The 25056-nt window shown below is 72.0% G+C and carries 25 protein-coding genes; 11 read left to right on the top strand and 14 right to left on the bottom strand.

All coding sequences use genetic code 11. The features are described from left to right. Positions 1-5 precede the first annotated feature (5 nt). The 8 genes from ACFWYS_RS17760 to ACFWYS_RS17725 form a co-directional block, all read right to left on the bottom strand. A complete protein-coding gene (locus ACFWYS_RS17760; RefSeq protein WP_384769101.1) occupies positions 6-1187 on the bottom strand; it encodes an amidohydrolase family protein in 1182 nt (393 codons plus the stop codon). Position 1188: 1 nt separating this feature from the next. Next, positions 1189-2592 (bottom strand): glutamine synthetase family protein, encoded by a 1404-nt coding sequence (locus ACFWYS_RS17755; protein ID WP_384769098.1) that lies wholly within the window; start codon positions 2590-2592, stop codon positions 1189-1191. 75 nt (positions 2593-2667) lie between these two features. Continuing rightward, the gene (locus ACFWYS_RS17750) at positions 2668-3477 is read right to left on the bottom strand and encodes an SAM-dependent methyltransferase (RefSeq protein WP_384769095.1); all 810 of its coding nucleotides are present in this window, start codon (positions 3475-3477) and stop codon (positions 2668-2670) included. Between the two features lie 133 nt (positions 3478-3610). Further along, positions 3611-4435, bottom strand: a complete 825-nt coding sequence (locus tag ACFWYS_RS17745) for a hypothetical protein (RefSeq protein ID WP_384769092.1) — start codon at positions 4433-4435, stop codon at positions 3611-3613. Positions 4436-4639: 204 nt separating this feature from the next. Then, positions 4640-5362 carry a response regulator gene (locus tag ACFWYS_RS17740; protein WP_384769089.1) on the bottom strand — a complete coding sequence of 241 codons (723 nt, stop codon included), beginning with the start codon at positions 5360-5362 and terminating at the stop codon, positions 4640-4642. A 77-nt stretch (positions 5363-5439) separates the two neighbouring features. Beyond that, positions 5440-7452: an FtsX-like permease family protein gene (locus ACFWYS_RS17735; protein ID WP_384769087.1), complete on the bottom strand. Its 2013-nt coding sequence runs from the start codon at positions 7450-7452 to the stop codon at positions 5440-5442. A gap of 23 nt (positions 7453-7475) precedes the next feature. Continuing rightward, complete coding sequence (locus tag ACFWYS_RS17730; protein WP_384769084.1) at positions 7476-8159, bottom strand: ABC transporter ATP-binding protein; 684 nt, start codon at positions 8157-8159, stop codon at positions 7476-7478. 19 nt (positions 8160-8178) lie between these two features. Continuing rightward, positions 8179-8550 carry a DUF4333 domain-containing protein gene (locus ACFWYS_RS17725; RefSeq protein WP_384769081.1) on the bottom strand — a complete coding sequence of 124 codons (372 nt, stop codon included), beginning with the start codon at positions 8548-8550 and terminating at the stop codon, positions 8179-8181. Positions 8551-8700: 150 nt separating this feature from the next. On the opposite strand from ACFWYS_RS17725, the gene ACFWYS_RS17720 reads away from it, so the two are divergent. The 8 genes from ACFWYS_RS17720 (at position 8701) to ACFWYS_RS17685 (ending at position 17025) form a co-directional block, all read left to right on the top strand. Further along, positions 8701-9879: a sensor histidine kinase gene (locus ACFWYS_RS17720; protein WP_384769078.1), complete on the top strand. Its 1179-nt coding sequence runs from the start codon at positions 8701-8703 to the stop codon at positions 9877-9879. 183 nt (positions 9880-10062) lie between these two features. Next, entirely contained in the window at positions 10063-10761 is a 699-nt protein-coding gene (locus ACFWYS_RS17715; protein WP_384769075.1) for a helix-turn-helix domain-containing protein, read from the top strand. 45 nt (positions 10762-10806) lie between these two features. Further along, the gene (locus ACFWYS_RS17710; protein WP_384769073.1) at positions 10807-12144 is read left to right on the top strand and encodes a M24 family metallopeptidase; all 1338 of its coding nucleotides are present in this window, start codon (positions 10807-10809) and stop codon (positions 12142-12144) included. Further along, positions 12144-13121, top strand: a complete 978-nt coding sequence (locus tag ACFWYS_RS17705) for a thiamine pyrophosphate-dependent dehydrogenase E1 component subunit alpha (RefSeq protein ID WP_384769070.1) — start codon at positions 12144-12146, stop codon at positions 13119-13121. Before ACFWYS_RS17710 ends, ACFWYS_RS17705 begins: the two co-directional genes overlap by 1 nt. Then, positions 13109-14089, top strand: a complete 981-nt coding sequence (locus tag ACFWYS_RS17700) for an alpha-ketoacid dehydrogenase subunit beta (protein WP_384769067.1) — start codon at positions 13109-13111, stop codon at positions 14087-14089. Before ACFWYS_RS17705 ends, ACFWYS_RS17700 begins: the two co-directional genes overlap by 13 nt. 22 nt (positions 14090-14111) lie before the next feature. Further along, positions 14112-15464 (top strand): amidohydrolase family protein, encoded by a 1353-nt coding sequence (locus tag ACFWYS_RS17695; protein ID WP_384769064.1) that lies wholly within the window; start codon positions 14112-14114, stop codon positions 15462-15464. After that, positions 15461-16336, top strand: a complete 876-nt coding sequence (locus tag ACFWYS_RS17690; protein ID WP_384769062.1) for a cupin domain-containing protein — start codon at positions 15461-15463, stop codon at positions 16334-16336. Before ACFWYS_RS17695 ends, ACFWYS_RS17690 begins: the two co-directional genes overlap by 4 nt. Beyond that, complete coding sequence (locus ACFWYS_RS17685) at positions 16333-17025, top strand: SDR family oxidoreductase (protein WP_384769058.1); 693 nt, start codon at positions 16333-16335, stop codon at positions 17023-17025. The genes ACFWYS_RS17690 and ACFWYS_RS17685 overlap by 4 nt, the downstream gene beginning before the upstream one ends. A gap of 88 nt (positions 17026-17113) precedes the next feature. Here the strand turns inward: ACFWYS_RS17685 and ACFWYS_RS17680 are convergent, their stop codons facing one another. The 4 genes from ACFWYS_RS17680 to ACFWYS_RS17665 all read right to left on the bottom strand — a co-directional run bounded on the left by ACFWYS_RS17680 (position 17114) and on the right by ACFWYS_RS17665 (position 19516). Continuing rightward, entirely contained in the window at positions 17114-17761 is a 648-nt protein-coding gene (locus ACFWYS_RS17680) for an endonuclease (protein WP_384769055.1), read from the bottom strand. Next, on the bottom strand, positions 17758-18090 hold the full coding sequence (locus ACFWYS_RS17675) for a DUF3140 domain-containing protein (protein ID WP_384769147.1): 333 nt from the start codon (positions 18088-18090) through the stop codon (positions 17758-17760). The genes ACFWYS_RS17680 and ACFWYS_RS17675 overlap by 4 nt, the downstream gene beginning before the upstream one ends. Before the next feature lie 46 nt (positions 18091-18136). Continuing rightward, positions 18137-18619, bottom strand: coding sequence for a Dps family protein (locus ACFWYS_RS17670; protein WP_384769052.1), 483 nt, complete (start codon positions 18617-18619; stop codon positions 18137-18139). Positions 18620-18706: 87 nt separating this feature from the next. Next, the gene (locus tag ACFWYS_RS17665) at positions 18707-19516 is read right to left on the bottom strand and encodes an alpha/beta hydrolase (protein WP_384769049.1); all 810 of its coding nucleotides are present in this window, start codon (positions 19514-19516) and stop codon (positions 18707-18709) included. 162 nt (positions 19517-19678) lie between these two features. Between ACFWYS_RS17665 and ACFWYS_RS17660 the strand changes: the two genes are divergently transcribed. Then, positions 19679-20866: a thiolase family protein gene (locus ACFWYS_RS17660; RefSeq protein WP_384769046.1), complete on the top strand. Its 1188-nt coding sequence runs from the start codon at positions 19679-19681 to the stop codon at positions 20864-20866. Between the two features lie 66 nt (positions 20867-20932). Then, positions 20933-21706 (top strand): sulfite exporter TauE/SafE family protein, encoded by a 774-nt coding sequence (locus ACFWYS_RS17655; RefSeq protein WP_384769043.1) that lies wholly within the window; start codon positions 20933-20935, stop codon positions 21704-21706. Here the strand turns inward: ACFWYS_RS17655 and ACFWYS_RS17650 are convergent. Then, positions 21692-22519 carry an HAD-IIA family hydrolase gene (locus ACFWYS_RS17650; RefSeq protein WP_384769040.1) on the bottom strand — a complete coding sequence of 276 codons (828 nt, stop codon included), beginning with the start codon at positions 22517-22519 and terminating at the stop codon, positions 21692-21694. The genes ACFWYS_RS17655 and ACFWYS_RS17650 overlap by 15 nt on opposite strands. 35 nt (positions 22520-22554) lie before the next feature. Beyond that, on the bottom strand, positions 22555-24021 hold the full coding sequence (locus ACFWYS_RS17645; RefSeq protein ID WP_384769038.1) for a hypothetical protein: 1467 nt from the start codon (positions 24019-24021) through the stop codon (positions 22555-22557). Positions 24022-24296: 275 nt separating this feature from the next. Here ACFWYS_RS17645 and ACFWYS_RS17640 point away from each other — a divergent pair, with 275 nt between their 5' ends. Beyond that, complete coding sequence (locus tag ACFWYS_RS17640) at positions 24297-25043, top strand: cobalt-precorrin-6A reductase (protein WP_384769035.1); 747 nt, start codon at positions 24297-24299, stop codon at positions 25041-25043. The last annotated feature ends 13 nt before the right edge of the window (positions 25044-25056 follow it).

Below are 25056 nucleotides of genomic sequence, written 5' to 3'. Positions count from 1 at the left end.
TCTACTTATGTCGGGGTCTGGGCCCCCCCTCGGGGGGGGGGGTGGGGGGGTGGGTGGTCGCCGTCACTCCCTTGCGGGGGGGGGGCTGTGGCGCGGCCCGCCCACGCCGCGATCCGCAGCGCGTCCGGCAGGCTCAGTTCGTCGGCGTCCACCCGGTCCTGGAGCAGATCGCCCAGGCCCCGGCGGAACGCCAGGGCGCCGAGCCGGTAGAACTCGGCCAGACCATACGCGTCGGAGCTGTACAGCAGCTTGCGGAGAGGGGTGATCTCCAGCGCCTCCGCCAGGATCGCGCGGGAGCGGGCAGGGCCGACGTGGTGCAGGGTGAGGCCCACATCGAGATACACCTGCTCGAACACCGCCGCCAGATAGGCGGCCTGGCGCTGGTACGGCCAGCAGTGCAGAAGCAGTACGGGGATCGTGCCCTTGGTGAGGTGCAGCCAGTCGGTGAGGAGGGCGGGGTCCACCCGGTGCAGACGGATGTCGTCGTCGCCGAACCCCGTGTGCAGCTGGAGAGGGAGCCCCAGGTCCACCGCCGTCCACAGCAGATGGCGTACCAGGACCGGGTCGGCCAGCCGGCCGCCGCGCGCCAGCCACTGCCGGGCCGCCGCGGTGACCAGGGCGTCGGAGGGGCGCGCCGGGTCCAGGTCGAAGCCGGTGCGGTAGGCGGCCACCGACTTCACGGCCACCACGCCCGGACGCCGTACGGCCTCCTCGGCAGCTGTCCGGAAGGCGGTCGGGTACGCGTCCGGTTCGACCCCGGACGCCGCCACCGCCTCGGCGACCGACTCCAGGCGTACGACCTCGTACGCGGTCGCGTCGGCGCTCTCGGCCAGTTCATCCGGGGTGGTGATGCGGTGCGGGGTGTACCCGTTGTCGACGCAGTACGCCTCGGTTCCGGCGGCGGCCAGGAACCGGCGGTTCACCTCGTGTCCGCCCAGCTCCGCACGCCGGGTCAGATACGTGTCGGCGGGGGCGTGGCGCGGCAGGTTCAGCAGGGGTGCGCAGTGGCGGCGCACGGCCACGCCCGCCGGGGTGTCGAAGGGGGAGATGCCGGGCCAGGGTTCGCCCTCGGTGAGCAGGGACTCGAAGCCGTCCCGGTCCAGGTCGCCGGTGACGACCCCGTGGCAGTGATGGTCCACCAGCGGCAGCGCCGCCAGCGCCTCGTGGACCGGCCCGATCGCGCCCATGTCAGTACTTCCACCGGTACGCCGCCGCCACCTGGTCGTCGTCCAGCCCGGCGACGGCATCGAGTTCGCCTTCGCGTACGGCGATCACGGCATCGGCGAGCACCGGGCCCAGCGCGGCCCGCAGCACCTCGTCCGTACGGAACTCCTCGACGGCCTCGCCCAGTGAGGCCGGCAGCCTGCGGACACCCCGTGCGGCGGCCTCCTGCGCACCCATACGCGCCGGATCGCCGGTGATCTCCTCCGGGAGCCGGGCCTGCGACGCCACACCGTCCAGCCCCGCCGCGATCAGACAGCCCAGGGCGAGATACGGGTTGGCGGCCAGGTCCACCGGCTTGATCTCCAGGTTGGCCGCCTGGTCGCGGTGGCCCGCGGTGCCGGTGACGACACGCAGCCCCGCCTCCCGCGTCTCGCGGCCCCAGGCGGTGAACACCCCGGCCCACTGCGAGGGCTTGAGCCGCAGATAGCTGGCCGGGCTCGGCGCGGTCACCGCCGTGAGGGCGCGCAGGCGGGTGAGCACACCGGCCGCGAAGGACTCGGCGTCGGGCCGCATACCGTGGCGGCGCTCACCGCCCGCGTGCAGATTGGCCCCGTCGCGCCAGGCGGAGAGATGGACATGGCCGCCGTTGCCGACGCCCTGCCCGAAGACCGCCGGGGCGAACGACACCGCGAGGCCGTGGCGCCGCGCCACCGCCCGGATCGTCTGCCGGACCAGCACACTGCGGTCGGCCGCCGCCACCGGGTCCAGCGCCGCCACCGACAGCTCGAACTGCCCGGCCGCGTACTCGGGATGCAGCTGGTCGACCTCGACGCCCTGCCGCGCGAGCGCCGCCAGCAGCTCGGCCGTGCAGTCGCTCAACTCGACCTGGCGGGTGGCGCCGTACGCCGGACCGGTGACAGCGGGCACGAACTCGCCGTCCGCGCCGGGCGGTTGGGCGACAGCCCACTCGATCTCGATACTCGCCCGGAAGGTGATCCCGTGCCGCTCGCCGGCCTCCTGGAGCACACGCCGCAGGAAGGTGCGGCTGCACCCGGGATGCCGCTCGCCCTCCTGGGTGATCCGGTCGACCGGCGCCCACGCCCAGCCGGGCTGCCCCGCCAGCTCCACCAGTTGGTCGAGATCGGGGTAGAGGCGCAGATCGCCGTCCGGGGAGCCGAGGACGTCGGTGGTGACGATGGAGTCGTTCGCGAGGAACGTGTCGAACACCGGCGACATCCCGACGCCCCAGGCCGCCGCCGAGGCCAGCTTCGCCGTCGGGATCGTCTTCACCCGGCCGATGCCGGCCGTGTCGACGTAGGCCAGCACGATCCCGTGCACGCCCCGCCCGGACAGTTCCCCGCTCAGTGCGGTGGCCCGCTCGATGTCACCGGGACGCCCTCCCGGGACGGGGTCGGCAAGGGTGGTCATACGGTCTCCCGGTCTCCTCGACGAGCTCGGCCGGTCGGTGCCGGTTCGTTCCGGTTCGTGTGTGCCCTGCTGGCGTCAGGGTTTCACGGCCACCGCGCCGTACTGCGGCACCGGGGCGGGAGAGTCGGAGGCGTGCCACTGGGAGCAGGACACCATGCCCGGCTCCAGCAGCTCAAGGCCGTCGAAGAAGGCGGCGATGTCCGTGCCGCTGCGGGCGGTGATCGGCGGCGTGGCGTTCTCGTTCCAGAACTCCATCGCCGGGATCTGGCCCTCGCCGCCGAGCTCGGAGTCGAACGTCGGATGCGTCAGCACCAGGAGGCTGCCGGAGGGGACGGCCGCCAGGACGCGGTCCACGATCGTGCGGGCCTTGTCGTAGTCCAGGACGAAGTTGAGGATGCCCAGCATCATCACCGCGACCGGCTTGCCGAAGTCCAGGGTCTGCGCCGCGCGTTCGACGATGGCGTCGGGGTCGTGCACATCGGCGTCGATGTAGGCGGTGACGCCCTCGTGGGTGCCGGTCAGCAGCGTGCGGGCGTGCACGAGGACGATCGGGTCGTTGTCGACGTACACGATCCGTGAGTCGGGTGCGACGCGCTGGGCGATCTCATGGGTGTTCTCCGCCGTCGGCAGCCCGGTGCCGATGTCCAGGAACTGCCGTATGCCGCGCTCCTCTGCCACGAAGCGCACGGCCCGGCCGAGGAACGCGCGGTCCGCGCGGGCGATGTCCCGGATGATCGGGAACATCCCGGCGACATGCTCGCCGACCTGCTGGTCGACCTCGTAGTTGTCCTTGCCGCCGATCCAGTAGTTCCACACACGCGCGTTGTGCGCCACACCGGTGTTCAGCTTCGCCGACCCGCCCGACGGGGTGTGGCCATCACTCACGTCTCGTCCTCTCCTCGCACGCACGACCGAAACCGGCCATCGCCGCCATTGTGCCGTTCCGTTGATCACGTTGTCCCGGGAATCGGCAGAGCCGGTAGGGCGGTTGGCGTGCGGGTGAGTGCCGTGGGGCGGGCTACTCGATCTCGCTGGGGCTCGCGGCGGGCGTCTTCCCGGCGAGGACGTCCTTCAGGCGCTGGGTGCCGAGCTTCACCGCCTGGTCGACGGAATCCTGCTGGCCGCCGTCGAGGCCGCCCGCCGTGACGGTGATCGCGTCGCTGCCGACGCGGACGACACCGACGTCCTCGGTGAGCGTGGTCTGGTCGCCGTCCACCTTGCCCTGCACGGTCACCCGCAGGCCCTGGCGGTCGTCGCCCACGTCGGGCAGATCGGTCTCGATCACCTGGACCGTGCGCTTCTGGCCGTCCTCGGTGGCGGTGAACTGGTCGCACTCGTCCGGCAGGGTCTTCAGCCAGGCCAGCGCGGAGTCCAGGTCCGACCGGTCGTAGGCGGCGACCTGGTACAGCAGCCGGGAGTTGCCCTCCTCGAAGCCGCGCAGCGCGGACGCCCCGGACGGCTTGCCCAGCAGGTCGTTGTCGTAGAGGTTGTCGAGCAGTTTCTGGCAGTCGGAGGCGTCCGACTTCGCGGTGAGGAAGTCGGCGACGTCGACGTCGCCGATGAGGAGGCTCTCGTGCCAGTCGGCGGCCTCGGAGTCCTTCACCTGGGTCCAGTCGTCCTCGATGTCCGCCTCGGTGATCAGCGCGGCCCGCGCCCCGGACTCGGAGAGCGTGGGGCTGGGGGAACTGGCCGGCTGTTTCCGGGCGGCCGGTGAGGCCGTGACGCCCGAGGCGTGCGCGCCGTCCTGGTCACTGTCGTCCGAGCAGGCGGCGGTGGTCAGCAGGGCGGCTGCGGCCAGGGCCGAGGAGAGAACGCGGGTGAGCCGGGTCGGACGACGGGTCATCGGGAGTGCCTCCTGGGAACGTGACGCGTCTTCCCAGCGCACCACCGGAAGTGACGGCCCACCAGCGGCGCCGGACCGTTCGAGTGATCGACACCGCCGACGGTGCCGCAGCCCACGGACGGGAGTGCCGGCGCCCACCCGTCGGGAGTGCCGCAGCCCCACCGCCGACAGGGCCGACGCCGATCCGCCGAAGGTGCCGGTGCGTCACCCGCCGGGCTGCGCATGCCCGTTCTGCCAGGCCCAGGCCGCGATCTCGACCCGGTTCCGGGCCGCCAGCTTGAGCTGGACGCTGGACAGATGCGTCTTGACCGTGGACAGCGAGACGTACAACTCGGCGGCGATCTCGGCGTTCGTCCGGCCGAGGGCGACCAGCCGGACGACGTCGAGTTCGCGGTCGGTGAGCGGTTCCGGGAGCGGGGCGGACCGTGCCGGGGCGATGGCGGCGGGCTCGGCCTGCGGGGCGGTGACGTGCTTGAGCAGCCGGACCGTGATCGACGGCGACACCAGCGAGTCACCGGCCGCGGCGGCGCGGACCGCCTCCGCGAGGAGGGCGGGCCCCGAGTCCTTCAGCAGGAATCCGCAGGCGCCGCCGCGCAGCGCCCCGTACACGTATTCGTCGAGGTCGAACGTGGTCACCACGACCACCCGCATCGGGTCCGCCACCCCGGGCCCCGCCAGCAGCCGGGTCGCCTCCAGCCCGTCCAGCTTCGGCATCCGGATGTCCAGCAGACACACGTCCGGCCGCTCCCGCCGCGCCAACGCCACCGCCTCCTCACCGTCGGCGGCCTCGGCGACCACGGTGATGTCGGGCTGGGCGTTGAGGAAGAAACGGAAGCCGGTGCGGACCATCTCCTGGTCGTCGGCGATGAGCACGCGGATCGGTGACCCGGACGGTGACGAGGCCGTCGACGGAGGCGGGGTGGTCATGGCTCGATCATGCCTTACAGGGTTCACTGAGGGGGCGGCCCTCATCATGGGCCGCCCCCGCATCAGTCGGTCCGCGGTCAGTCCGCCGTCTGGGCGGGGTCGGCCGTCACCTTGCGCAGCAGCGGCCGGCTGCCGGATATCGCGGCGAACATGGCCAGGGCGCCGACGACGAGACAGGCGACGAGTTCGATCACCCCGGAGGTGTTGATCGTGGCACCGGCCATCTTGTTGAGCTGGTAGGAGCCATAGGCCCCCATGGCGGTGGTGCCCCCGGCCAGGACGACCAGCGGGATCACGGTTTCCCGCACCCGCGCTCGGTCCAGCACCTTGAGCGGCGTTCCCGCCAGTCGCAGCAGGCCGTAGACGCGGCGCCGGTCCAGCACGTTCGCGGCGGCGGTCAGACCGGCCGAGGCGGCGGCTACCAGGAAGCCCAGCGCCAGAGTGCCGGTGGTGACGGCGGACATGCGGTCGAGGGTGGCCTTGTCCATCCCGCCGGCGTAGTCCTGGCCGTAGGGCAGCCTGCCCTCGCCGAGCGGACCGAGGGCGGTGGCGGCGGCGTCGAGCTGTGCCTGGCCGCCCTTGACCTGGGCGATGATCCCGGGGTTGCCGCTGAGGAGGTTGTCGACGTCGTCGCCGCTGCCGGTGGTGACCGTCGCGGTCACGCCCGCCCGGTCCAGCAGGGTGCGCGCCTCGGCGGCGACGGGCCGGGCGTCGGCGGCGTGGGCCGTGCCCAGGGCGACCTGGCCCTGGTACTGGGTGGTGTCGGTGCCGAGCATGCTGACGGAGAAGAACCCGGCCGCGAACCCGGCCAGCACCAGCCCGCTGACGGTGCGCCAGGCGCCGCGCGGGTCGTCGCTGAGCCGTCGGCCGGCCAGCATGGTCGCCGGGCGCCGGGCGAAGCGGCTCACCAGACGGCCGAGCCGGTCCACCACCCACGGCCCGAACAGCCAGAACGCGGCGTAGAAGAGCAGCAGCAGGGCGACCCCCTGCTTCGCGCTCACACCGCCGCCGCTGAAACAGAAGACGACGCCCATCGCCAGCACGAAGAAGGCGAGCCGGATCATGCGGGTGCGCCGGGGGTCGGACTGCTGGGCGACGCCGAGCGGCGAGTTCGCGACCTGGCGCAGCATCGAGACCGCGCTGACGGTGATGAGCGCGGTGACCGCGGCCACGACCGCCGCCAGCCACGACAGTCCGACCCACAGCGTCTCCACGTACCAGGTGCCCACGCCGAACGGCACCTGGGCGAGCGCGGGCAGCAGCGCCACATAGGCGATCGCACCCGTCATGGCCCCGGCCGCGCCGAGTGCCGTCGCCTCCATGGCGGTCATGGCGATGATCTGACGCGGGGTCGCCCCGGCCAGCCGCAGCGCGGCGAGCCGCTGTTCACGCCGGGCCGCGCCGAGCCGCCCGGCGGCCGCCGACAGCACGACCACGGGCATCGCGAGCAGGATCACGCCCATGAGGGCGACTCCCTGGTCGCCGGCGGTGAACATGCTGGCCGTGTCGCTGTCGAACCCGGAGATCTCCGCGCGCGCCATCTGCTCGATGTCGAACCAGGAGGCGGTGTCCCCGGCCGTCTTCGACACGGCCGGGTCGGCCGGTGTCCGGCCCACGACGGCGACCAACTCGTCCGGGGAGGCCAGACCGGCGGTGCCGATCGTGCCGTACGACGTCACCTTCGGGAAGCGGTCGGCGAGTTGGCCCGCGGGCAGCTTGTGCAGCAGCTCGGCCAGTGCGGGGGAGACGTACACCTGGCCCGGCTTCGGGAAGGCGCTCAGGCCGGGCGGCGCCGGGGTGGCCCTGCGGTCGGGCAGCTGCGCCAGCGAGACGACCGTGATCGGCTCATGGCGGACGTAGGTCGTGGCGAGTGCCTGGACGGCGGTGGCCTGCTTCGCCGACACGGCGTCGGGTGTACGCCACTTGGTGTGGTCGGCACGGGTGCCGGCGCCCAGGGTGGCGGCGATGATCACCAGCATCACGAACGCGCCGACGGCCGCGGCACCGGCCGCGAGCAGGTGGCTCTGCAGACCGCGGCGGCCGGCGGACCTGGCCAGGTGCCAGGTCAGGGGAAGGACGGGGGAACGCATGGCGGGCTCCGGGGAAGGCGGGGTCAGGCGACCGTGAACTGGCTGTAGTTGCTGATCCGGCCGTCGCGGACCTGCAGGATCCGGTCGCAGTGGGCGGCGACATCGGCATCGTGGGTGACCATCACGAGCGCGGCGCCCGTGTTCCGGGTGGCGAACGTCAGCAGCTGGACCACCTCCGTGCTGGTGCGCTGGTCCAAGGCGCCGGTGGGCTCGTCGGCGAAGACCACGTCCGGCTCGACGGCCAGCGCGCGGGCGATGGCGACGCGCTGCGCCTGGCCCCCGGAGAGCTGGCCGGGGCGGCGGCCCTCCAGGCCCTCCAGGCCGAGCGGCGTGAACCAGCGGCGGGCGCGGTCGACGGCCTGTGCGCGCGGTATGCCCTCCAGCATCAGCGGCAGCGCGACGTTCTCCTCGGCGGGCAGCTCGGGCAGCAGCTGGCCGAACTGGAAGACGAACCCGAAGCGTTTGCGGCGCAGCTCGCTCAGCCGGTTCTCACCGAGCTTGTCGATGCGCTCGCCGCGCAGCAGCACCTGCCCGCCGTCCGGGCGGATGATCCCGGCCAGGGTGTGCAGGAGCGTCGATTTACCGGACCCGGACGGGCCCATGATCGCCAGCGAGTCGCGTTCGCGGACCTCCACGTCGACGCCGGCCAGGGCGGTGGTGGAGCCGTACTTCTTGACGAGGCCGTGTCCGGCCAGGACGGTGCTCATGGTGTGTCGTCGCCCCTTCTCAGCGTTCGAACTTCCAGGTGACGCTCTTGGCGTCGGCCTTGATCACACGGACGGGTATGTCGACGACGTCGCCGTCGCTCTTCTTGCCGGTGCAGGTGATGCTCGCGCCGGCCACGGCCTTGAGGCCGGTGGGGCAGGTGACGCCGGTCAGCTTGTCCCCGACCCAGGGCAGCGGGTGGAACTTGCTCGCCGTGCGGCCCGCGACGACGTACGCGGCGAGCGCCTTGTGGCCGCCCACCGACACCGTGCTCTGCCGGTCCAGGCCGCTGGTCGACTCCGTGCCGGCGAACAGGTACGTGCCGAGGCCGGCCACCGCGACCACCGCGGTCAGACCGCCGATGAGGCCGATGGCGAACTTGCTGCGCAGCATCGCTTGCTCCTGATGTCCGTGGTGAGGATGCGCCACCACCCTCGCCCGCCCGCCCGGGCGCCCGCCTCGGCCAAAAGGTCGGCGTCTGCGACGGACGCCTCGGCCGATCGGCCGATCCCGCGGCACGCGGCCTCGCCTACCGTGATCGGCATGAAGTCCGTTTCACCCCGCGGCTGTGCCCGGGGCTTCGCCGTCGGCCTCCTGCTCGCCGCCTGTGTGGTGGACGTCCTCTACGCGGGCTCCGACGGGACGAGCATCCTGCCGACGGCGAGCCCCGTGTGGCCGACCCTGGCCGTCCTGCTGGTGGGCCTGGCCGCGGTGCTGTGGCCGCAGGAGCGGCGGCCCGAGTGGCTCACGCCGCCGGTGCGCACGGCCGTGCCCGCCCTCGTCTCGGCCCTCTATTCGGTGGGCTCGCTGGTGACCTTCAGCGCGAACATGTTCGGGCCCGGCGAGGTCGTGATCCTGCTGTGCCTGCTGTTCATCGCGGTACGGCACTGCACGCCGCGCTGGGCCTGGGTGTGCGGCGCCCTCGACGTGGTCGCGCTGTTGCTGCTGCCGGTCCGGTTCCTCGGGCCGCTGGACTCCGGCGTGCTGGGCTTCGTCGCGGCCGGTCTGGTGCTGATCGGCCTCTTCGCCGGGCTGGCCGTCTATCTGCGCACCATGGACTACCGGCGGACGCTCGCCGTCAGCGAGACCCGGCGCGCCGAACGCGTCGCCATCGCCGCCGACCTGCACGACTTCGTCGCCCACCATGTCACCGGGATCCTGGTGCAGACACAGATGGCCCGCATGATGGCGCAGACCCAGCCGCAGGAACTCGACCCGGTCCTGGCCGGCATCGAGGGCGCCGCCACCGAGGCCCTGGCCTCGATGCGCCGTACGGTCGGCGTGCTGCGCGACACCGGGGACGAGGCCGACCGCCGCCCGGTGGGCGACCTCGCGGGCATCGCCGATCTCGTGGACCGGTTCGCGACCCCGATACAGCAGGTCACCCTGCGCCGTGAGCCCGCCGTCTCCGACGACCTGCCCCACGAGGTCCAGGCCGCGGCGTTCCGAGTCGTCCAGGAGGCGCTGACCAACATCCGCCGCCACGCGGCCGACGCCACCCACGTGGAGGTCAGCCTGCGGGACGACGACGGTCGCCTCCAGGTGTCGGTGGCGGACGACGGCCAAGGCGGCACCCAGCTCCCGGCGGCCGCCCACGGCGGCGGCTTCGGCCTCGTCGGCCTGAAGGAACGGGTCACCGCACTGGGCGGCGAACTGCACGCCGGGCCCCGGGGCGGGGTGGGCTGGGAGGTGCGGGCGGAGTTCCCGGCGGGGAAGGGCTGACGCCGGGGATTCGCGGTATCGATCCCGTTCGAGCGTCCCTCGCTGTTCAATGAAAGCGGACGATGTCCATTGAGAGCGAACGAAGAGCGATACGAAGAGCGATACGAAGAGCGATACGAAGAGCGATACGAAGAGCGAACGGTGTCCGTTCTCGCCGCACCGGAACCCCGAGAGGAGCCGCCCATGTCCGCCGCCACCGTTCCGCCCGTCGGTGAGCGCATCCGGCAGGCGCGTCTCCGGCGTGGGACGAGCCTGCGGGCGCTCGCTCGTGAGATCGGCGTGTCGGCGAGCCTCATCTCCCAGGTCGAGAACGGCAAGAGCCAGCCCTCGGTCAGCACTCTCTACGCGATCACGACGGCCCTCGGCATCTCTATCGAGTCGCTCTTCGACTCGGGCGAGGTGAGCGCCGCGCCCCCCGCGGCAGCAGCCCCCGCGGCAGCAGCCCCCGCGGCAGCGGCCCCCTTGGCAGCGCCCCCCGTGGCGGCCGCCCCCGGCACCGTCCTGTACGCCCTGGCCGCCTTCGCCGCCGACCCGCAACGCCGCATAGGCCCGCTGGTCACGCCCGGCGAGCGCGAGGTGCTGGAGCTGGACTCGGGCGTCGTGTGGGAGCGTCTCGGCCATGTTCCCGGCACCGATGTCGACTTCCTGCTGGTGACCTACCGGCCCGGCGGCGCCTCCTCCAGCTCGGGCGGCCTCATGCGGCACACCGGCACCGAGTACGGCTATCTGACCTCGGGCGAGCTGATCCTCACCCTCGGTTTCGAGGAGTACACGCTGCGCCCCGGCGACGCGGTCTGCTTCGAGTCGACGACCCCGCACCGCTACCGCAATGATGGTGCTGTACCGGCCGTGGGCGTCTGGTGCGTGTTCAGTGACACTTGACACTCGCGGCGCGCGGTCGTTCACTCCGAGGTGGGGGTGGTCGCCATGGCGATCCGCACGTTCGGACCCAACGCCGTCGACTGGGAAGAGCGCGTCGACCTGGACCGGCTGCGCAGACAGCGGCTGGCCCGCCTCAACGAGACCCTGAACCGTTCCGAGCTGGGCGCGGTGCTCAGCTTCGACTTCGCCAACATCCGCTACATGACCGCCACGCACATCGGCACCTGGGCGATGGACAAGCTGATCCGCTTCGCCCTGCTGGTGCGCGGCGGCGAACCGATCGTCTGGGACTTCGGCTCCGCGGCCCGCCACCACCAGCTGTACAACCCGTGGCTCGACTACAGCGACGGCAAGGAAGGCCCGCCCACCGGCGCCCGCGCCGGCATCTCCACACTCCGCGGCGCCTTCCACCCGGACGCGGGCATCGCCCAGGACGTCGCCGCGAAGATTGCCGCCGAGCTGCGCGAACACGGCCTGGCCGGCGAACCGCTCGGCATCGACGTCGCCGAGATGCCGATCCTCACCGCCCTGCGCGCCGCGGGCATCGATGTGGTCGACGGCCAGCAGGTCTTCCTGGAGGCCCGCCGCATCAAGACCCCGGACGAGATCTCCCTGCTCACCCAGGCCTGCGCGATGGTCGACGCGGCGTACGAGGAGCTGTACGGCTATCTGCGCCCCGGCGTGCGCGAGAACGAGTGCGTCGGCGTGGTCAGCAAGGTCCTGTACGACCTCGGCAGCGAGTACGTCGAAGGCGTCAACGCGATCTCCGGCGAGCGCTGTTCACCCCACCCGCACGTCTACAGCGACCGCCTGATCCGGCCCGGCGACCCCGCCTTCTTCGACATCCTGCACAGCCACCTCGGCTACCGCACCTGCTACTACCGCACCTTCGCGGTCGGCAGCGCCTCCGGCGCCCAGCGCGACGCCTACGTCCGCTGCCGCGAGTACATGGACCGGGCCATCGCCCTCGTCCGGCCCGGGGCGACGACCGCCGACATCGTCCAGGTCTGGCCGCGCGCCGAGGAGTTCGGCTTCGCCGACGAGACCGCCGCGTTCGCGTTGCAGTACGGCCATGGCGTCGGCCTGTCGATCTGGGAGAAGCCGATCTTCAGCCGGCTGGTCTCCCTCGACCATCCCGAGGTCCTCGAAGAGGGCATGGTGTTCGCCCTGGAGACCTACTGGCCGGCCGCCGACGGCTGGTCCGCCGCCAGGATCGAGGAGGAAGTGGTCGTCACCGCCGACGGCTGCGAGGTCATCACCAAGTTCCCGGCGGAGGAACTGCTGGTCGCGGGCCGCAAGTACTGGACGGTCGGCGGCGAGCTCAACACCCGCCGCGAGTCGCAGTCCCACCTCAACACCTCGTACGGCGACGGGACGCGCTGATGGACCCGGCCGGACTCCTCGCCGCCTACGAGCAGATGGCCGTCATCCGCCGGACGGAGAAGGCCGCCCACGACCTGTTCCTCCAGGGCCTGGTCAAGGGCACCACCCACCTGGCCGCCGGACACGAGGCCGTCGCCGTCGGCGCGAGCGCCGCCCTGCGCCCCGACGACTACGTCTTCGCCACCTACCGCGGACATCACCATGCGATGGCACGGGGCGCCACCCCGGAGGAGTGCCTCGCCGAACTCATGAGCCGCGCGACGGGGCTGTGCCGGGCCAAGGGCGGCTCCATGCACCTGACCAAGGCGTCCACCGGCATGCTCGGCTCCTACGCCATCGTCGGCGCCCACCTCCCGATGGCGGCCGGCGCCGCCTGGTCGGCCAGGCTGCGCGGCACCGACCAGATCGCCCTCGCCTTCTTCGGTGACGGCGCCACCAACATCGGCGCCTTCCACGAGGCGCTGAACCTGGCCGCCGTATGGAAGCTGCCGGTGCTGTTCGTCTGTGAGAACAACCTGTACATGGAGTACACGCCGATCGCCGACGTCACCGCGGTGGCCAGGCCCGCCGCCGACCGGGCGCCCGCCTACGGCATCCCCGGCGAGGTGGTGGACGGCAACGACGTGGTCGCCGTACAGGAGACGGTGGCCCGGCTCGCGGCGCGGGCCCGGGCAGGAGACGGGCCCGCACTGCTGGAGGCACAGACCTACCGGCACTACGGGCACAGCCGCGCCGACCCGGCGACCTACCGCCCGGCCGAGGAGGTCGAACGGTGGCTGAAGCACGACCCGTTGGACCTGGCGCGCGGGCGGCTCGTCGAGATGGGGGTGCCCGAGGCCGTCGTCGGCGAGGCGGACGAGCGCGCCACGAGCGTCGTGCAGAAGGCCGTCGACGCCGCGAAGGCCGCCCCGCCGCCCGATCCGGAGCAGGCGCTGACCGACGTATGGGCCGACGGAGGTGCGGCGTGGCGGACGTGATCAGTTACCGGGAGGCGGTCGCCGAGGGCATCGCGCGGGAGATGCGGCGCGATCCGTCCGTGGTGTGTCTGGGCGAGGACATCGGCGAGGCGGGCGGGGTGTTCAAGACGACCGTCGGACTGTTCAAGGAGTTCGGGCCCGAACGGGTGTGGGACACGCCCATCTCCGAACAGGCCATCGTGGGGGCCGCCATGGGCGCCGCGATGACGGGGATGCGGCCCGTCGTCGAGATCATGTTCTCCGACTTCCTGGCCTGCTGCTGGGACTACCTCGCCAACGAGATCCCGAAGGTCCGGTACATGACGGGCGGTCAGGTCACCGTCCCGCTGGTCGTGCGCACCGCCAACGGCGGCGGGCTGGGCTTCGGCGCCCAGCACTCCCAGGCCACCGAGAACTGGGCGCTGACCGTGCCCGGCCTGAAGATCGCGGCACCGGCGACCCCGGCCGACGTGATCGGCATGATGGCGGCGGCCATCCGCAGCGACGACCCCGTCGTCTTCTTCGAGCACAAGGGGCTCCTCGCCGCCAAGGGCGCGCCTCCGCCTGCGGAGCACGTGGTCGAGCTGGGCCGTGCTGCCGTCGTCCGTGCGGGCGCCGACGTCACCCTGGTCGCGCTCGCCTCGATGGTGCCGGTCGCGCTGAAGGCCGCCGAGCGGCTGTCCGGTGAGGGCATCGAGGCCGAGGTCGTGGACCTGCGCTGTCTGGTGCCGCTGGACGTCACCACCGTGCTCACCTCGCTCGGGCGGACCTCGCGGCTCGTCACCGTCGAGGAGAACCCGTACCAGGGCGGCTGGGGCGCGACCCTCGTCTCGGTCGTCGCCGACGAGGGGTTCGGCCTGCTGGACGCGCCGGTCAGGCGGGTGGCGGGGGAGTGCGTCCCGCTGCCGTTCGCCGACGCGCTGGAGGAGCGGGTGATCCCCACCGTCGACAAGGTCGTGGCGACCGTACGCGGACTCGCCGCCTACTGAACACCCCATGGGAGGAACGGCGATGACCAATCGGATAGTCCTGCGCGGCGGCCACGTGTTGTCGATGGACCCCGGCATCGGGGACCTGCCCCAGGGAGACGTCCTCATCGAGGACGGGAAGATCGCGGCCGTGCAGCCGGAGATCAGCGCCGACGCCGAAGTGCTCGACATGAGCGGCCGCATCGTGATTCCCGGCTTCGTGGACACCCACCGCCACACCTGGGAGGCGCCCATCCGCAACGTCGCCCCGGACGCCACCCTGGACGACTACTTCGTCGACATCCTCGACACTTTCGCCCCGCTGTACACCCCCGAGGACGTGTACGCGGGCAACCTCGCGGGCGCCCTTGAGTGCCTGAACGCCGGCATCACCACGCTGGTCGACTGGTCGCACATCAACAACACACCCGAGCATCCGGACGCCGCGATCCAGGGCCTCGCGGAGAGCGGCATCCGCGCCCAGTACGCGTACGGCAGCGCCAACACCTCGCTCGCCGACTACTGGTTCGAGAGCAAGATCGCGATGCCGGGCGACGACGTACGGCGGATCCGCGGGAAGTACTTCTCCTCCGACGACGGGCTGCTCACCATGGCCCTCGCCACCCGCGGCCCCGGCTTCTGCGTCAACGACGTCGTCACCGCCGAGTGGGCGCTCGCCCGCGAGCTGAACATCGCGATCACCGTGCATGTGGCGATGGGCCGGCTGGCGGGCCGCTTCGGCATGGTCAGGCAGCTCGACGACCTGGGGCTCCTCGGGCCCGACACCACCTACGTCCACTGCTGCTACTTCAGCGAGGACGAGTGGCGGATGGTCGCCGACAGCGGCGGCACCGTGTCGATCGCGCCGCAGGTCGAGGTGCAGATGGGGCACGGCTGGCCGCCCGTGATGAAGGCCATCGAGTACGGACTGCGGCCCTCGCTCAGCATCGACGTCGTCACCACCGTGCCCGGCGACATGTTCACCCAGATCCGCGCGGCCTTCGGCGCCGAGCGGGCCCGCGTCAACGCCGACTGCTGGAAGGCCAATCTGCCCGTCCCGGACACGATGCTGACGGCACGTCGGATGCTGGAGATCGCGACCCTCAACGGCGCCCACGTCGCCGGCCTGGAGAGCCGCACCGGCTCCCTGACCCCCGGCAAGCGCGCCGACGTCGTCGCGATCGACGCCACCGCGCTGAACGTCGCCCCGGTGCATGACGCGGCCGCCGCCGTGACGCTGTCGGCCGACGTCTCCAACGTCGACACCGTCATCGTCGACGGCGTGATCCACAAGCGCGACGGCAAGCTGGTCGCCGACGTCGACCGCGCCCGTCGACTGGTCTCGGAGTCCCGCGACCGGCTCCTGGCCGCGAAGGAGGCGAAGAGCGCCGCATGACCCGACACCTGGTGCGCCGGATCGCCGACGTCTCCGAGCCGCCGTACGACGAACTCGGGTACCGGCGGCGGGAGTTGGTCGGTGAGGGCGACGGCAGTGTGCACACCGGCTTCGGTGTGTGCGCGATACGGCCCGACGGCCGTGTGGCCGCCCATGTGCACTCCTACGAGGAGAGCTTCCATGTGCTCTACGGGGCCGTGATCCTCGATGTGCCCGAGGGGTCGTACCTGCTCGAAGAGGGCGACTACGGCCTCCTCCCCACCGGTGTCCCGCACGCCTGGCGCGGCGCCGGGGACACCGGCGGGCGCTGGGCCGACATGCTCGCCCCGGTACCGCGGGCCCGCTACGGATACGACACCCAGCCGGTGCCCCCGCTGCCTGAGCGCGACCCCGTCCGCATCGACGTCCGCGACCCGCGCATCCGGTCCTTCGGCCACTTCGAACCCGCGCAGATGGATCCCGGGAAGCAGTCCCAGGACCTGCTCGCGGTGTCGGCGAGCATGCGGACCGCGCTGCTCGTGTACAGCGGGATCACCGTGAAGATGATGGTCGACAGCGACCTCGGCGCGGTCGCCTCGACCATGTTCATGGTGCAGTACGCCCCCGACGGCATCGCGGGCACGCACGACCACCCCTTCGAGGAGACGTACCTGTTCCTCGAAGGCGCCGTGGACGCGACCTTCGACGGCGAGCGGTACCGGCTGGGGCCGGGCGACGTCGCCTGGGCGGGTGCGGGATGCGTGCACGGATTCGCCAACGCGGGGGACGGGCCGCTGCGTTGGCTGGAGACCCAGGCGCCGCAGCCGCCGCCGCGCCACTCGTACCGGTTCACCCGGGACTGGGAGTATCTGAGGGAGGCGCTGGAGTCATGAGCAGTGTGGTCGTCGTCGGCGGGACGTCCGGGATCGGCCGCGAGTTCGCCCGCTTGCGTGCGGGGCGGGGGGACGAGGTGGTCCTCACCGGGCGGGACGCGGATCGTGCCGACCTGGTGGCGAAGGAGGTCGGCGCCCGTCAGGGCCTCGCCCTGGACCTCTCACAACCGCGTGGGATCGCCGCCGCGCTGGCCGGGATCGGGCGCGTGGACCACCTGGTGATCGCCGGTATCTCCCGGGACGAGAACCGGGTCACCGAGTACGACATCGACGCCGCCGTGCGTCTCGTCACGCTCAAACTCGTCGGCTACACCGAGGTCGTGCACACCCTGCGGCCCCGGCTGCACGACGACAGCGCGATCGTGCTGTTCGGCGGTCAGGCCAAGGAACGCCCGTATCCGGGGGCGACGACGGTGGCGACCGTCAACGCGGGGGTGGGCGGCCTGGTGAACACCCTCGCCGTCGAGCTGGCGCCCGTGCGGGTCAACGCCGTCCATCCCGGGGTCGTGGGCGACAGCCCGCACTGGGCGGGCAAGCCCGAGGAGGTGCTGGCCGGGCTGCGCGCCAGGACCCCTGCGGGACGGCTCGCGACGATGGCCGATGTCGTGGACGCCGTGGACTTCCTGCTGCGCAACCGGTCGGTCAACGCCGTCGAACTCGCCGTGGACGGAGGGTGGTTGCTCGGCTGAACGGGGGGCGCGTCACTGCTTGAGGCCGACCGCGCCGTACAGGGATACGGGCTCTTCGGGTCCGGCGCTCGCGTGGCCCGCCGCTCCCTCACGCGGCCCGGCGGAGGCTGTCTTCGGCCACCTCCTCGTCGAGCGAGGCCCGTACCAATGCGGCGGCGAGCACGGCCGGTTCGGTGTCACCGGCCAGGTCGACGAGCCGGTCCGGCTCCTTGGGGAGCCCGAGCCGCTGAGCGCCCGAGAGCGCCTTGCCGTCCAGGTAGGGTGCCGCTTCCGGCCAGACCCGCTGGGCCTCGCGCAGGAAGATGTCGGCGCCGGCCGGGCCCATGCCCGGGAACTCCCGCAGCAGACGGCGCAGTTCGGCGACATCGCCGTCCGCCTCCTTCCGCAGCCGCCGCAGATCGCCGCCCCATCGGTCGGTCAACAGCTCGGCGCCGTCCCCGAGTTGGGTCGCCGTGCGCTCGTCGTAGCGCCGGTAGCCGCCACGCCCCAGGGCGTCCACCCGCTCCTGCCAGTCGGCGTCAGCCATCCGGCGCGGATCACGCAGGCCCGCGTCGTACAGGGCCCGGGCGGTGTCGACGGCGATCGAGCCGCGGATCCTGGCGCTGAGCAAAAGCGCCAGGACCAGCAGCCGGTAGAGCGGCTGCGGGGTGTTCTTGAGCCGGATGCCGGCCTCCTCGGCGAACGTCCGTCCGTGGCCGCGCACGAGTTCTCGTACGACTCGCCTGTCGTCGCTCATGGCTTCAACGGGTCGTGGCCGATCGTCATCAGCTGATGCCGGCGGCGGGTCTGTTCGGGTTCGGGCTCGTTCTCCAGGTCCGCCTCGGCGGTGACGGTGTCCACGACGTCGTACATCACCTGGAGGTCGTCGTTCGTGAGGTCGGTGCGCCGCTTCTGGAGGATCGCGAGGACATGCTGCCCCAGCGGCGGGCCCGCCTGGTCCGGCAGTGGCTCGGTCTCCTCGTCCGCGTCGCTGACCCGCAGCCAGGCGGCCAGCTCCTGCGAGGTCATGTTCACCACGCGGTGGAAGTCCTCCCACAGCGCGTCGAGTTCGAGGGCGTCGGTCACGGTGTGCCCCTGTTCCCAGTCGTGGTGTGCTGCTGTGCTCCTGTGCTCAGTCGTCACGCGGCCAGTTCTCGGCGTCGAACATCCAGCGCTGCTTCTCCAGCTCGCTCGTGATGCCGATCAGCAGGTCCTGCGTCACCGGGTCCGGCTCGGCGGTCGCCTGGATACGCTCCCGCAGCCGCTCTATGGCCGCCGCCAGGGCGTCCACGACCATCTGGACGACCTCCGTGTCGCGCACCCACCCCTCCTTCGGGCCGGGCAGCGTGTAGGCGGCGGCGATGGTCTCGGGCCGCCCGTCGGGCGGCATGCCGAGCGCCGCGGAGCGCTCCGCGACCGTGTCGGCGTACGAGCGGACCGTCGACACCACCTCATCGAGCTGGAGATGGATCGAGCGGAACCGTGGGCCGACGATGTTCCAGTGCGCCTGCTTCCCGATCAGCGAGAGTCCGAGAAGATCGACGAGCGTGCTCTGCAGGGCGTCCCCGGCGACCCGGCGAGCCGGTTCGGGGAGCGTGCTCTTGACCACAGTCATCCCTGGCTCCTCCTTCTGGCTCCAGTTACTGGAATCACTCCTGCGGGCGCGGTTGCCCAGGGCGAACCGGAGCAAACGGGGCGTGTCTCAGTGAGTGAGCACGCCGTCCAGGAAGTGGATCAGGTCCGCGAAGACGTCCGCCCGGTTCGTCTCGTGGAAGAGATCGTGCCGGGCACCGGCGTAGATCCGCTCGGTCGCCTCGTCCCCGCGCAGCCCCTCGATGCCGGTACGGCTGCCCGGGAGCGGGACCAGTCGGTCGTCGTCCCCGTGCAGCCACAGCAAGGGAACCCGCCCGATGTCGCCGCCCTTGGACACGGTGTCCAGCATCCGGGCGAACGCCTCCACCGTCGGCCGCTTCATCGGCCCGTGCCAGACCAGCGGATCCGCCGCGTACGCCGCGCCGACCTCGGGGTCCCGGGAGAGGGCGGCCGGGCTGATGGGCCTGTCGGGGATCTCGTCCAGGGCGAGCAGCCGCCGGGGCAGCTCCCAGTCGCCGATCACGGGCCCGGCCAGCACCAGGGCGGCGACCTCGGCGCCGTACAGCTGTGTGTAGCGGGCCGCGGTCAGGCCGCCCATGGAGTGTCCGACGAGCACCAGCGGCACATCCGGGTGGGCGGCGCGGGCCAGGCCGGCGACGGCACGCAGATCGGCGACCACGTCCTCGAAGTCCCCGATCACCACGCGCTCGCCCGCCGACCTCCCGTGCCCGATGTGATCGGGCCCGAACACGGCCGCACCATGCGCGACCAGGACATTCGCCACCTCGGCGTATCGTCCGGCGTGCTCGGCGTAGCCGTGGACCACGAGCGCGACGTAGCGCGGCCGGGGGTTCGGCCACTCGCGTACGACGATCGGTCCCCGGCTACCGTCGAGGACGTGCTCGCGGGCGTCGGCCATGGTTCCTCCGGCTGGGATCGGCTTGTGATCGGCTGTGATCGGCTCGGGTCGATGAAGGCTCCCGGGGATCTTCCCAGGGCGTGCCGGGTCGGTCTATAGTCCAAAACTAGCGGTGCTAATTAATAGGATGTCGATCCATACTGCCCGGTCAGGAGACCTGTCGTGCGTCCCGTCCACTTCGCGGCCGCCCGCCGCACCCCCATCGGCAAACTCCGCGGAGCGCTGTCGTCGGTACGGCCCGACGACCTCGCCGCCACCGTGATCCGGGGCCTCGTCGCCGACGTCCCAGCGCTGGACCCGGCGCGCATCGACGACGTCTACTGGGGCGCCGCCAACCAGGCCGGCGAGGACAACCGCAACGTCGCCCGCATGGCGGCGCTGCTGGCGGGCCTGCCCGAGTCGGTCCCCGGCGCCACGGTCAACCGCCTGTGCGCGTCCGGCCTGGAGGCGGTGACGACAGCCGCCCGCACCGTCGCGGCGGGCGAGGCGGACATCGTGCTGGCCGGCGGCTCCGAGTCCATGAGCCGCGCCCCCTTCGTCCTGCCCCGCCCCGACGAGGCCCTGCCGCACCGCATGGAGACCTTCGACACCCGGCTCGGCTGGCGCCTGGTCAACCCGGCGATGAAGGAACTGCACGGCCTGCTGGCCATGGGCGAGACGGCCGAGGAGGTCGCCGAGCGCCACGGCATCCCGCGTGAACGGCAGGACGAGTTCGCGCTGCGCAGCCACCAACGGGCCGCCGAGGCCCGCAAGAACGGCCACTTCGACGACGAACTCCTGCCGGTCGAGCGCCCGGACGGGGTGCTGGTCGACGGCGACGAATGCATCCGCGAGGACACGTCGTACGAGAAGCTCTCCCGGCTGAAGCCGGTCTTCCGCAAGGGCGGCACGGTCACCGCGGGCAACGCCTCGCCGATGAACGACGGCGCCGCCGGACTGCTCCTGGTCAGCGAGGAGGCACTGAACGACCTCGGCCTGGAGTCCCTCGGCCGCTATGTCGCCGGCGCCTCGGCCGGTGTCCACCCCGATGTGATGGGCCTCGGCCCGGTCCCGGCCACGCGCAAGGTGCTGGCCCGCGCCGACTGGGCGATCGGCGACATCCAGGAGGCCGAGTTCAACGAGGCGTTCGCGGCCCAGGCGCTCGCGTGCATGGACGAACTCGGCATCGACCCCGAGCTGGTCAACCCGAGCGGCGGTGCCATCGCGCTCGGGCACCCCCTGGGCAGCTCCGGCGCACGGATCCTCACGACGCTGCTGCACCGGATGCGGCGGACGGGGGCGGAGCGCGGGCTGGCCACCATGTGCGTGGGCGTCGGACAGGGGAGCGCGGTGCTGGTGGAGCGGCACTAGCAATCTCCCAACTGGCGAGACGGTCCTTACCGGTACCTGATGTCTGCACATAGCATCGGTCTCCGCATGGACACGATGACTCTTTGGCACATCACAGGCTGGGAGTTCGCCGCGCTCGCCTTCGCGGCCCTGCTCGTCGGCTTCTCGAAGACCGCCGTGAGCGGGGCCAACACGGTCAGCCTGGCGATCTTCGCCGCCGTACTGCCCGCCCGCGCCTCCACCGGCGTCCTGCTGCCGATCCTGATCGCCGGCGACGTGCTCGCCGTCCTCACCTACCGGCGGCACGCCCACTGGCCCACGCTGTGGCGGCTGTTCCCCGCGGTCGCCGCCGGTGTCGTCTTCGGCACGCTGTTCCTGATGTGGGCGGACGACGGGATCGTCCGTACGTCGATCGGCGCGATCCTGCTGATGATGGCGGGCGTGACGGTGTGGCGCCGCCGTACGGCCGAGAAGGGGGACGAACCGGACTCGGTCACCAGCAGGGCCGGCCGGGTCAAGGCCCGCTCGTACGGCGTCCTCGGCGGCTTCACCACGATGGTCGCCAACGCGGGCGGCCCGGTGATGTCGATGTACCTGCTGTCGGCCGGCTTCCGCAAGCTCGGCTTCTTGGGGACCTCGGCCTTCTTCTTCCTGATCGTCAACGTCTCCAAGGTGCCCTTCAGCGCCGGGCTCGGCCTGATCGACGGCCCCTCGCTGCTGCTCGACGCGGCACTCGTGGTGTTCGTCGTGCCCGGTGCGCTGCTCGGCAAATGGGCCGTGGACCGCATCAACCAGCGGCTGTTCGAGCAACTCGTGATCGCGGCGACGGTCGTGGGCGGCGTACAGCTACTGGTGCACTGACCCCTGCAGTTCCGCCAGCAGGGCGGGCAGATCGGCGAACGAGTCGATCACATGGTCGGGCGTGCCGCTCGCCGCCCGATGGGTCTCCGGCAGATACTTCCCGGTCTTCACCAGTACGCCCCTGACACCCGCCCGCTGGGCCGCCAGTACATCGGACTCGATGTCGTCCCCGACCATCACCGCATCGCCCGCACCGGCCCCCACATGTGCCAGCGCCGCCTCGAAGAACGCGGTCGACGGCTTCCCCGTGATCTCCGCCTCGACCCGCGCGGCCTTCTCCAGCCCGGCCAGAAACGCCCCGGTGTCGAGCTGCAGCCCCTGCTCCGTACGCCAGTACAGATTCCGGTGCATGGCCACCAGCAGCGCCCCGCGCTGGAGATACCCGAAGGCCCGGTTGAGCGCCGCGTAGCCGAACTCCGGTCCGGCACCCCCGACGACCACGACATCCGGCGCGGTGTCGTCGTCGGCGTCACCGTCACCCTCGTCCGCGTCGACGACGGTGACCCCGCCCAGATCCTCCGCGATGTCCCCGCTGTTCAGCAGCACACACCGGGCCCCCGGGCAGTGCTCGGCGAGATACGCGGCGGTCACGGCCGGTGCGGTCAGGATGTCCTCGGCGGACACCGCGAACCCCGCCTCCGCCAGCACCCGGGCGATCGACGCCCGCGTCCGCGAGGTCGTGTTCGTGACCAGCGCGACCCTCAGCCCGGCCTCGCGGATCTCCCGCAACGCCTCGACCGCACCCGGCAACGGCTGCCACGAGACGGTGAGGACCCCGTCGATGTCGATCAGGACGGCACGTACGGCTCCCATACCAGGACGATAGCGACCACCCCCGCCGACTCCGCTCAGGGAGCGATCCCGACACCCTCGATCCTGCTCCACTCCCGCTCCTGACCGGCCGTCATGGCCGGCCACTCAAGACCGCCCGGCCGCGGCCTGACGCGCGAGTCGTACGGTCCCGGACGGTACCCGGGGTCGAAGAAGCAGCCCGTGCCGTACGTCCCGTCGAACGCGCCGCACGACTCCGCGACCGACCGGGGCGTGGGCTTGCTGCCCTTGCGCACCCAGGCGTCCAGCGCGGCGATCGACGCCGCGTACTCGGCATCGCTCAGCTCACTGTGCTCGCGCTCCCGCGTGAACGTCCGCACCAGGTGCCCGTCCCGCCCGGCCCCCTCCAGCGTGGCCCGGTAGGCCGCCGTGTGCTCCACGAACACCGTGGGGTCGTCGATCGCCTGCAGGATCAGCACCGGGATCGAGACCTTGCCGGTGAGATCGCTGTCGTAGGAGAGATCGCGTACGGCCGTGGGGTCGGGGGCGAACCGCTCGACACCGGCGTTGAGCGCCTCGTCGTCATGCGACCCGGAGTAACGGACGCCCTGGTTGCCGAAGGGGTTCCGGCCCCCGAGGCGCTTGTGCACGATGTCCCGGAACGTGAAGGTCGCGAACCGCAGATGCGACTCCAGCGTGCGCTCCGGGACGCCCGTGACCGCCAGGATGTCGTCGAGGTGGCGCTGCTGCAGCGCGGTCCGCTCCTCGGGCGCCGACGCGTAACCGGTGCACTCCTGAAGGCGGTCGCGCAGTCCGGCGGTCGTCAGGGTCGAATCGGCGCGCAGGCCCTGCCACAGCGGGTACTGCTGCTCCGTCGGGCGGGGATGGTTGGCGCAGTAGTACTGGTAGACGACGCGCAGGTCGACCCGGTAGTCGTAGCCGCGCGAGCCACCGGCGAGGACGCCGTTGGTGAGCAGCGCCCCGTCGTACGCCCCCGGCCGTCTGCCGTAGGTCTCCACGACCTTCGCGGCGACGTTCCCGCCCCACGACTGGCCGTGCACATACGTCCGCCGCGGCCTGCCGAACTCCCCGACGAACAGCCGGCGCACGCTTTCCGTGTCGGCGGCGGCCATCCGCGTCCCGTAGCCGCCCCGTCGGTACGACGAACCCGCCCAGGCGTAGCCCTCCTTCACCATCACCGACCAGCGGCGCAGATCGTCGAGGCTGCGGGCGGGGTCCGAGTCCGCCGCGAGGTCGGGGCCGCCGTGGGCGTGCACGACGAGGGAGCCGTTCCAGTGGTCGGGCACGGCTATCGTGTAGAAGGCGCCGTCCGCGTCGCGGCCCGAGTAGCAGCTGGCCCGGCCGGCCAGATCGGCGGGGCAGTCGGCACGCGCAGGTCCCGTCGTCTCCCCCCGGGCGTTCGAGGCGCCGACGAGGATGCCGACGGTCAGGACCCCGGCCAGCACTGCGGCCAGCGCCGTACGCCGCTGCTGGGCGGGCGGGACCGACCGGCGGATCAGTGCGTGCGTTCTCGTCCAGTCCAAGACGCTGCTCCTCGTCCTTGTCGGCGCGCCGTCGAGCCGTGCGCCGCGATGCTAGGGATGGATGGGTTGGGGAGCCACGATCTGACCGTTGTGTTCATAGTGTTCGCGGTGGAGCGCCCGGGTCGGGCAGCACGACGCGCGTTTGACGTGCTGCCCTGCGCGTTCCGGGCATCGCCTTGCGCGTTTCGGGCACCGACGGCCGTGATCCGGGCACCGGCGCGGGGCCTGTGGCCCCACCGCTCCGCTCCCTGCGACCCACCTCGTACGCTCGCCCCATGTCCCCCCGCCACATCCTGATCCTCGGCGGCACCACCGAGGCCCGAGAACTCGCCGCCGCGCTCGCGGCGCACCCCGGCGTCCACGTCACGACCTCCCTCGCGGGGCGCGTGACACGGCCGGGCGCGGTCGAAGGGGACGTACGCATCGGCGGGTTCGGTGGCGCGGAGGGGCTGGCCGACTGGTTGCGCGCCGAGCACGTCGACACCGTGGTCGACGCCACCCACCCCTTCGCCGAGTCGATCACGGCGAACGCGGCCCGTGCCGCTCGGGCGACCGGGGTGCCGGCGGTCGTGCTGCGCCGCCCCGGCTGGCGTCCCGGGCCCGGGGACCGCTGGCACGAGGTCGCGTCGCTGGACGAGGCCGCGGCTCTGCTGCCCGGCCTCGGACACCGGGTGTTCCTGACCACCGGCCGCCTGGGCCTGGCGGCCTTCGCCCACCTGACGGACCTGCACTTCGTCGTACGGTCCGTCGACCCGCCCGAGCCACCGATGCCCCCGCACACCGAAGTGCTCCTGGCCCGCGGCCCGTTCACGCCGGCCGATGAGACGGCACTTCTGTACGAGCACCGCATCGACGTCCTGGTGACCAAGGACAGCGGCGGCACGGCGACCTCGGCCAAACTGACGGCCGCCCGCCGACTCGCCCTCCCGGTCGTGGTCGTACGACGTCCCCCGCTCCCGGCGGGCGTGGAGGCGGTGCCGGACGTGGCGGGGGTGCTGGGGCTGCTCGGCCTCCGTCCGTGACGGCCGCCAAGCC

The organism is Streptomyces sp. NPDC059010 (assembly GCF_042740355.1).
Classification (GTDB): domain Bacteria; phylum Actinomycetota; class Actinomycetes; order Streptomycetales; family Streptomycetaceae; genus Streptomyces.
This window is presented reverse-complemented; position numbering and strand designations above follow the sequence as displayed.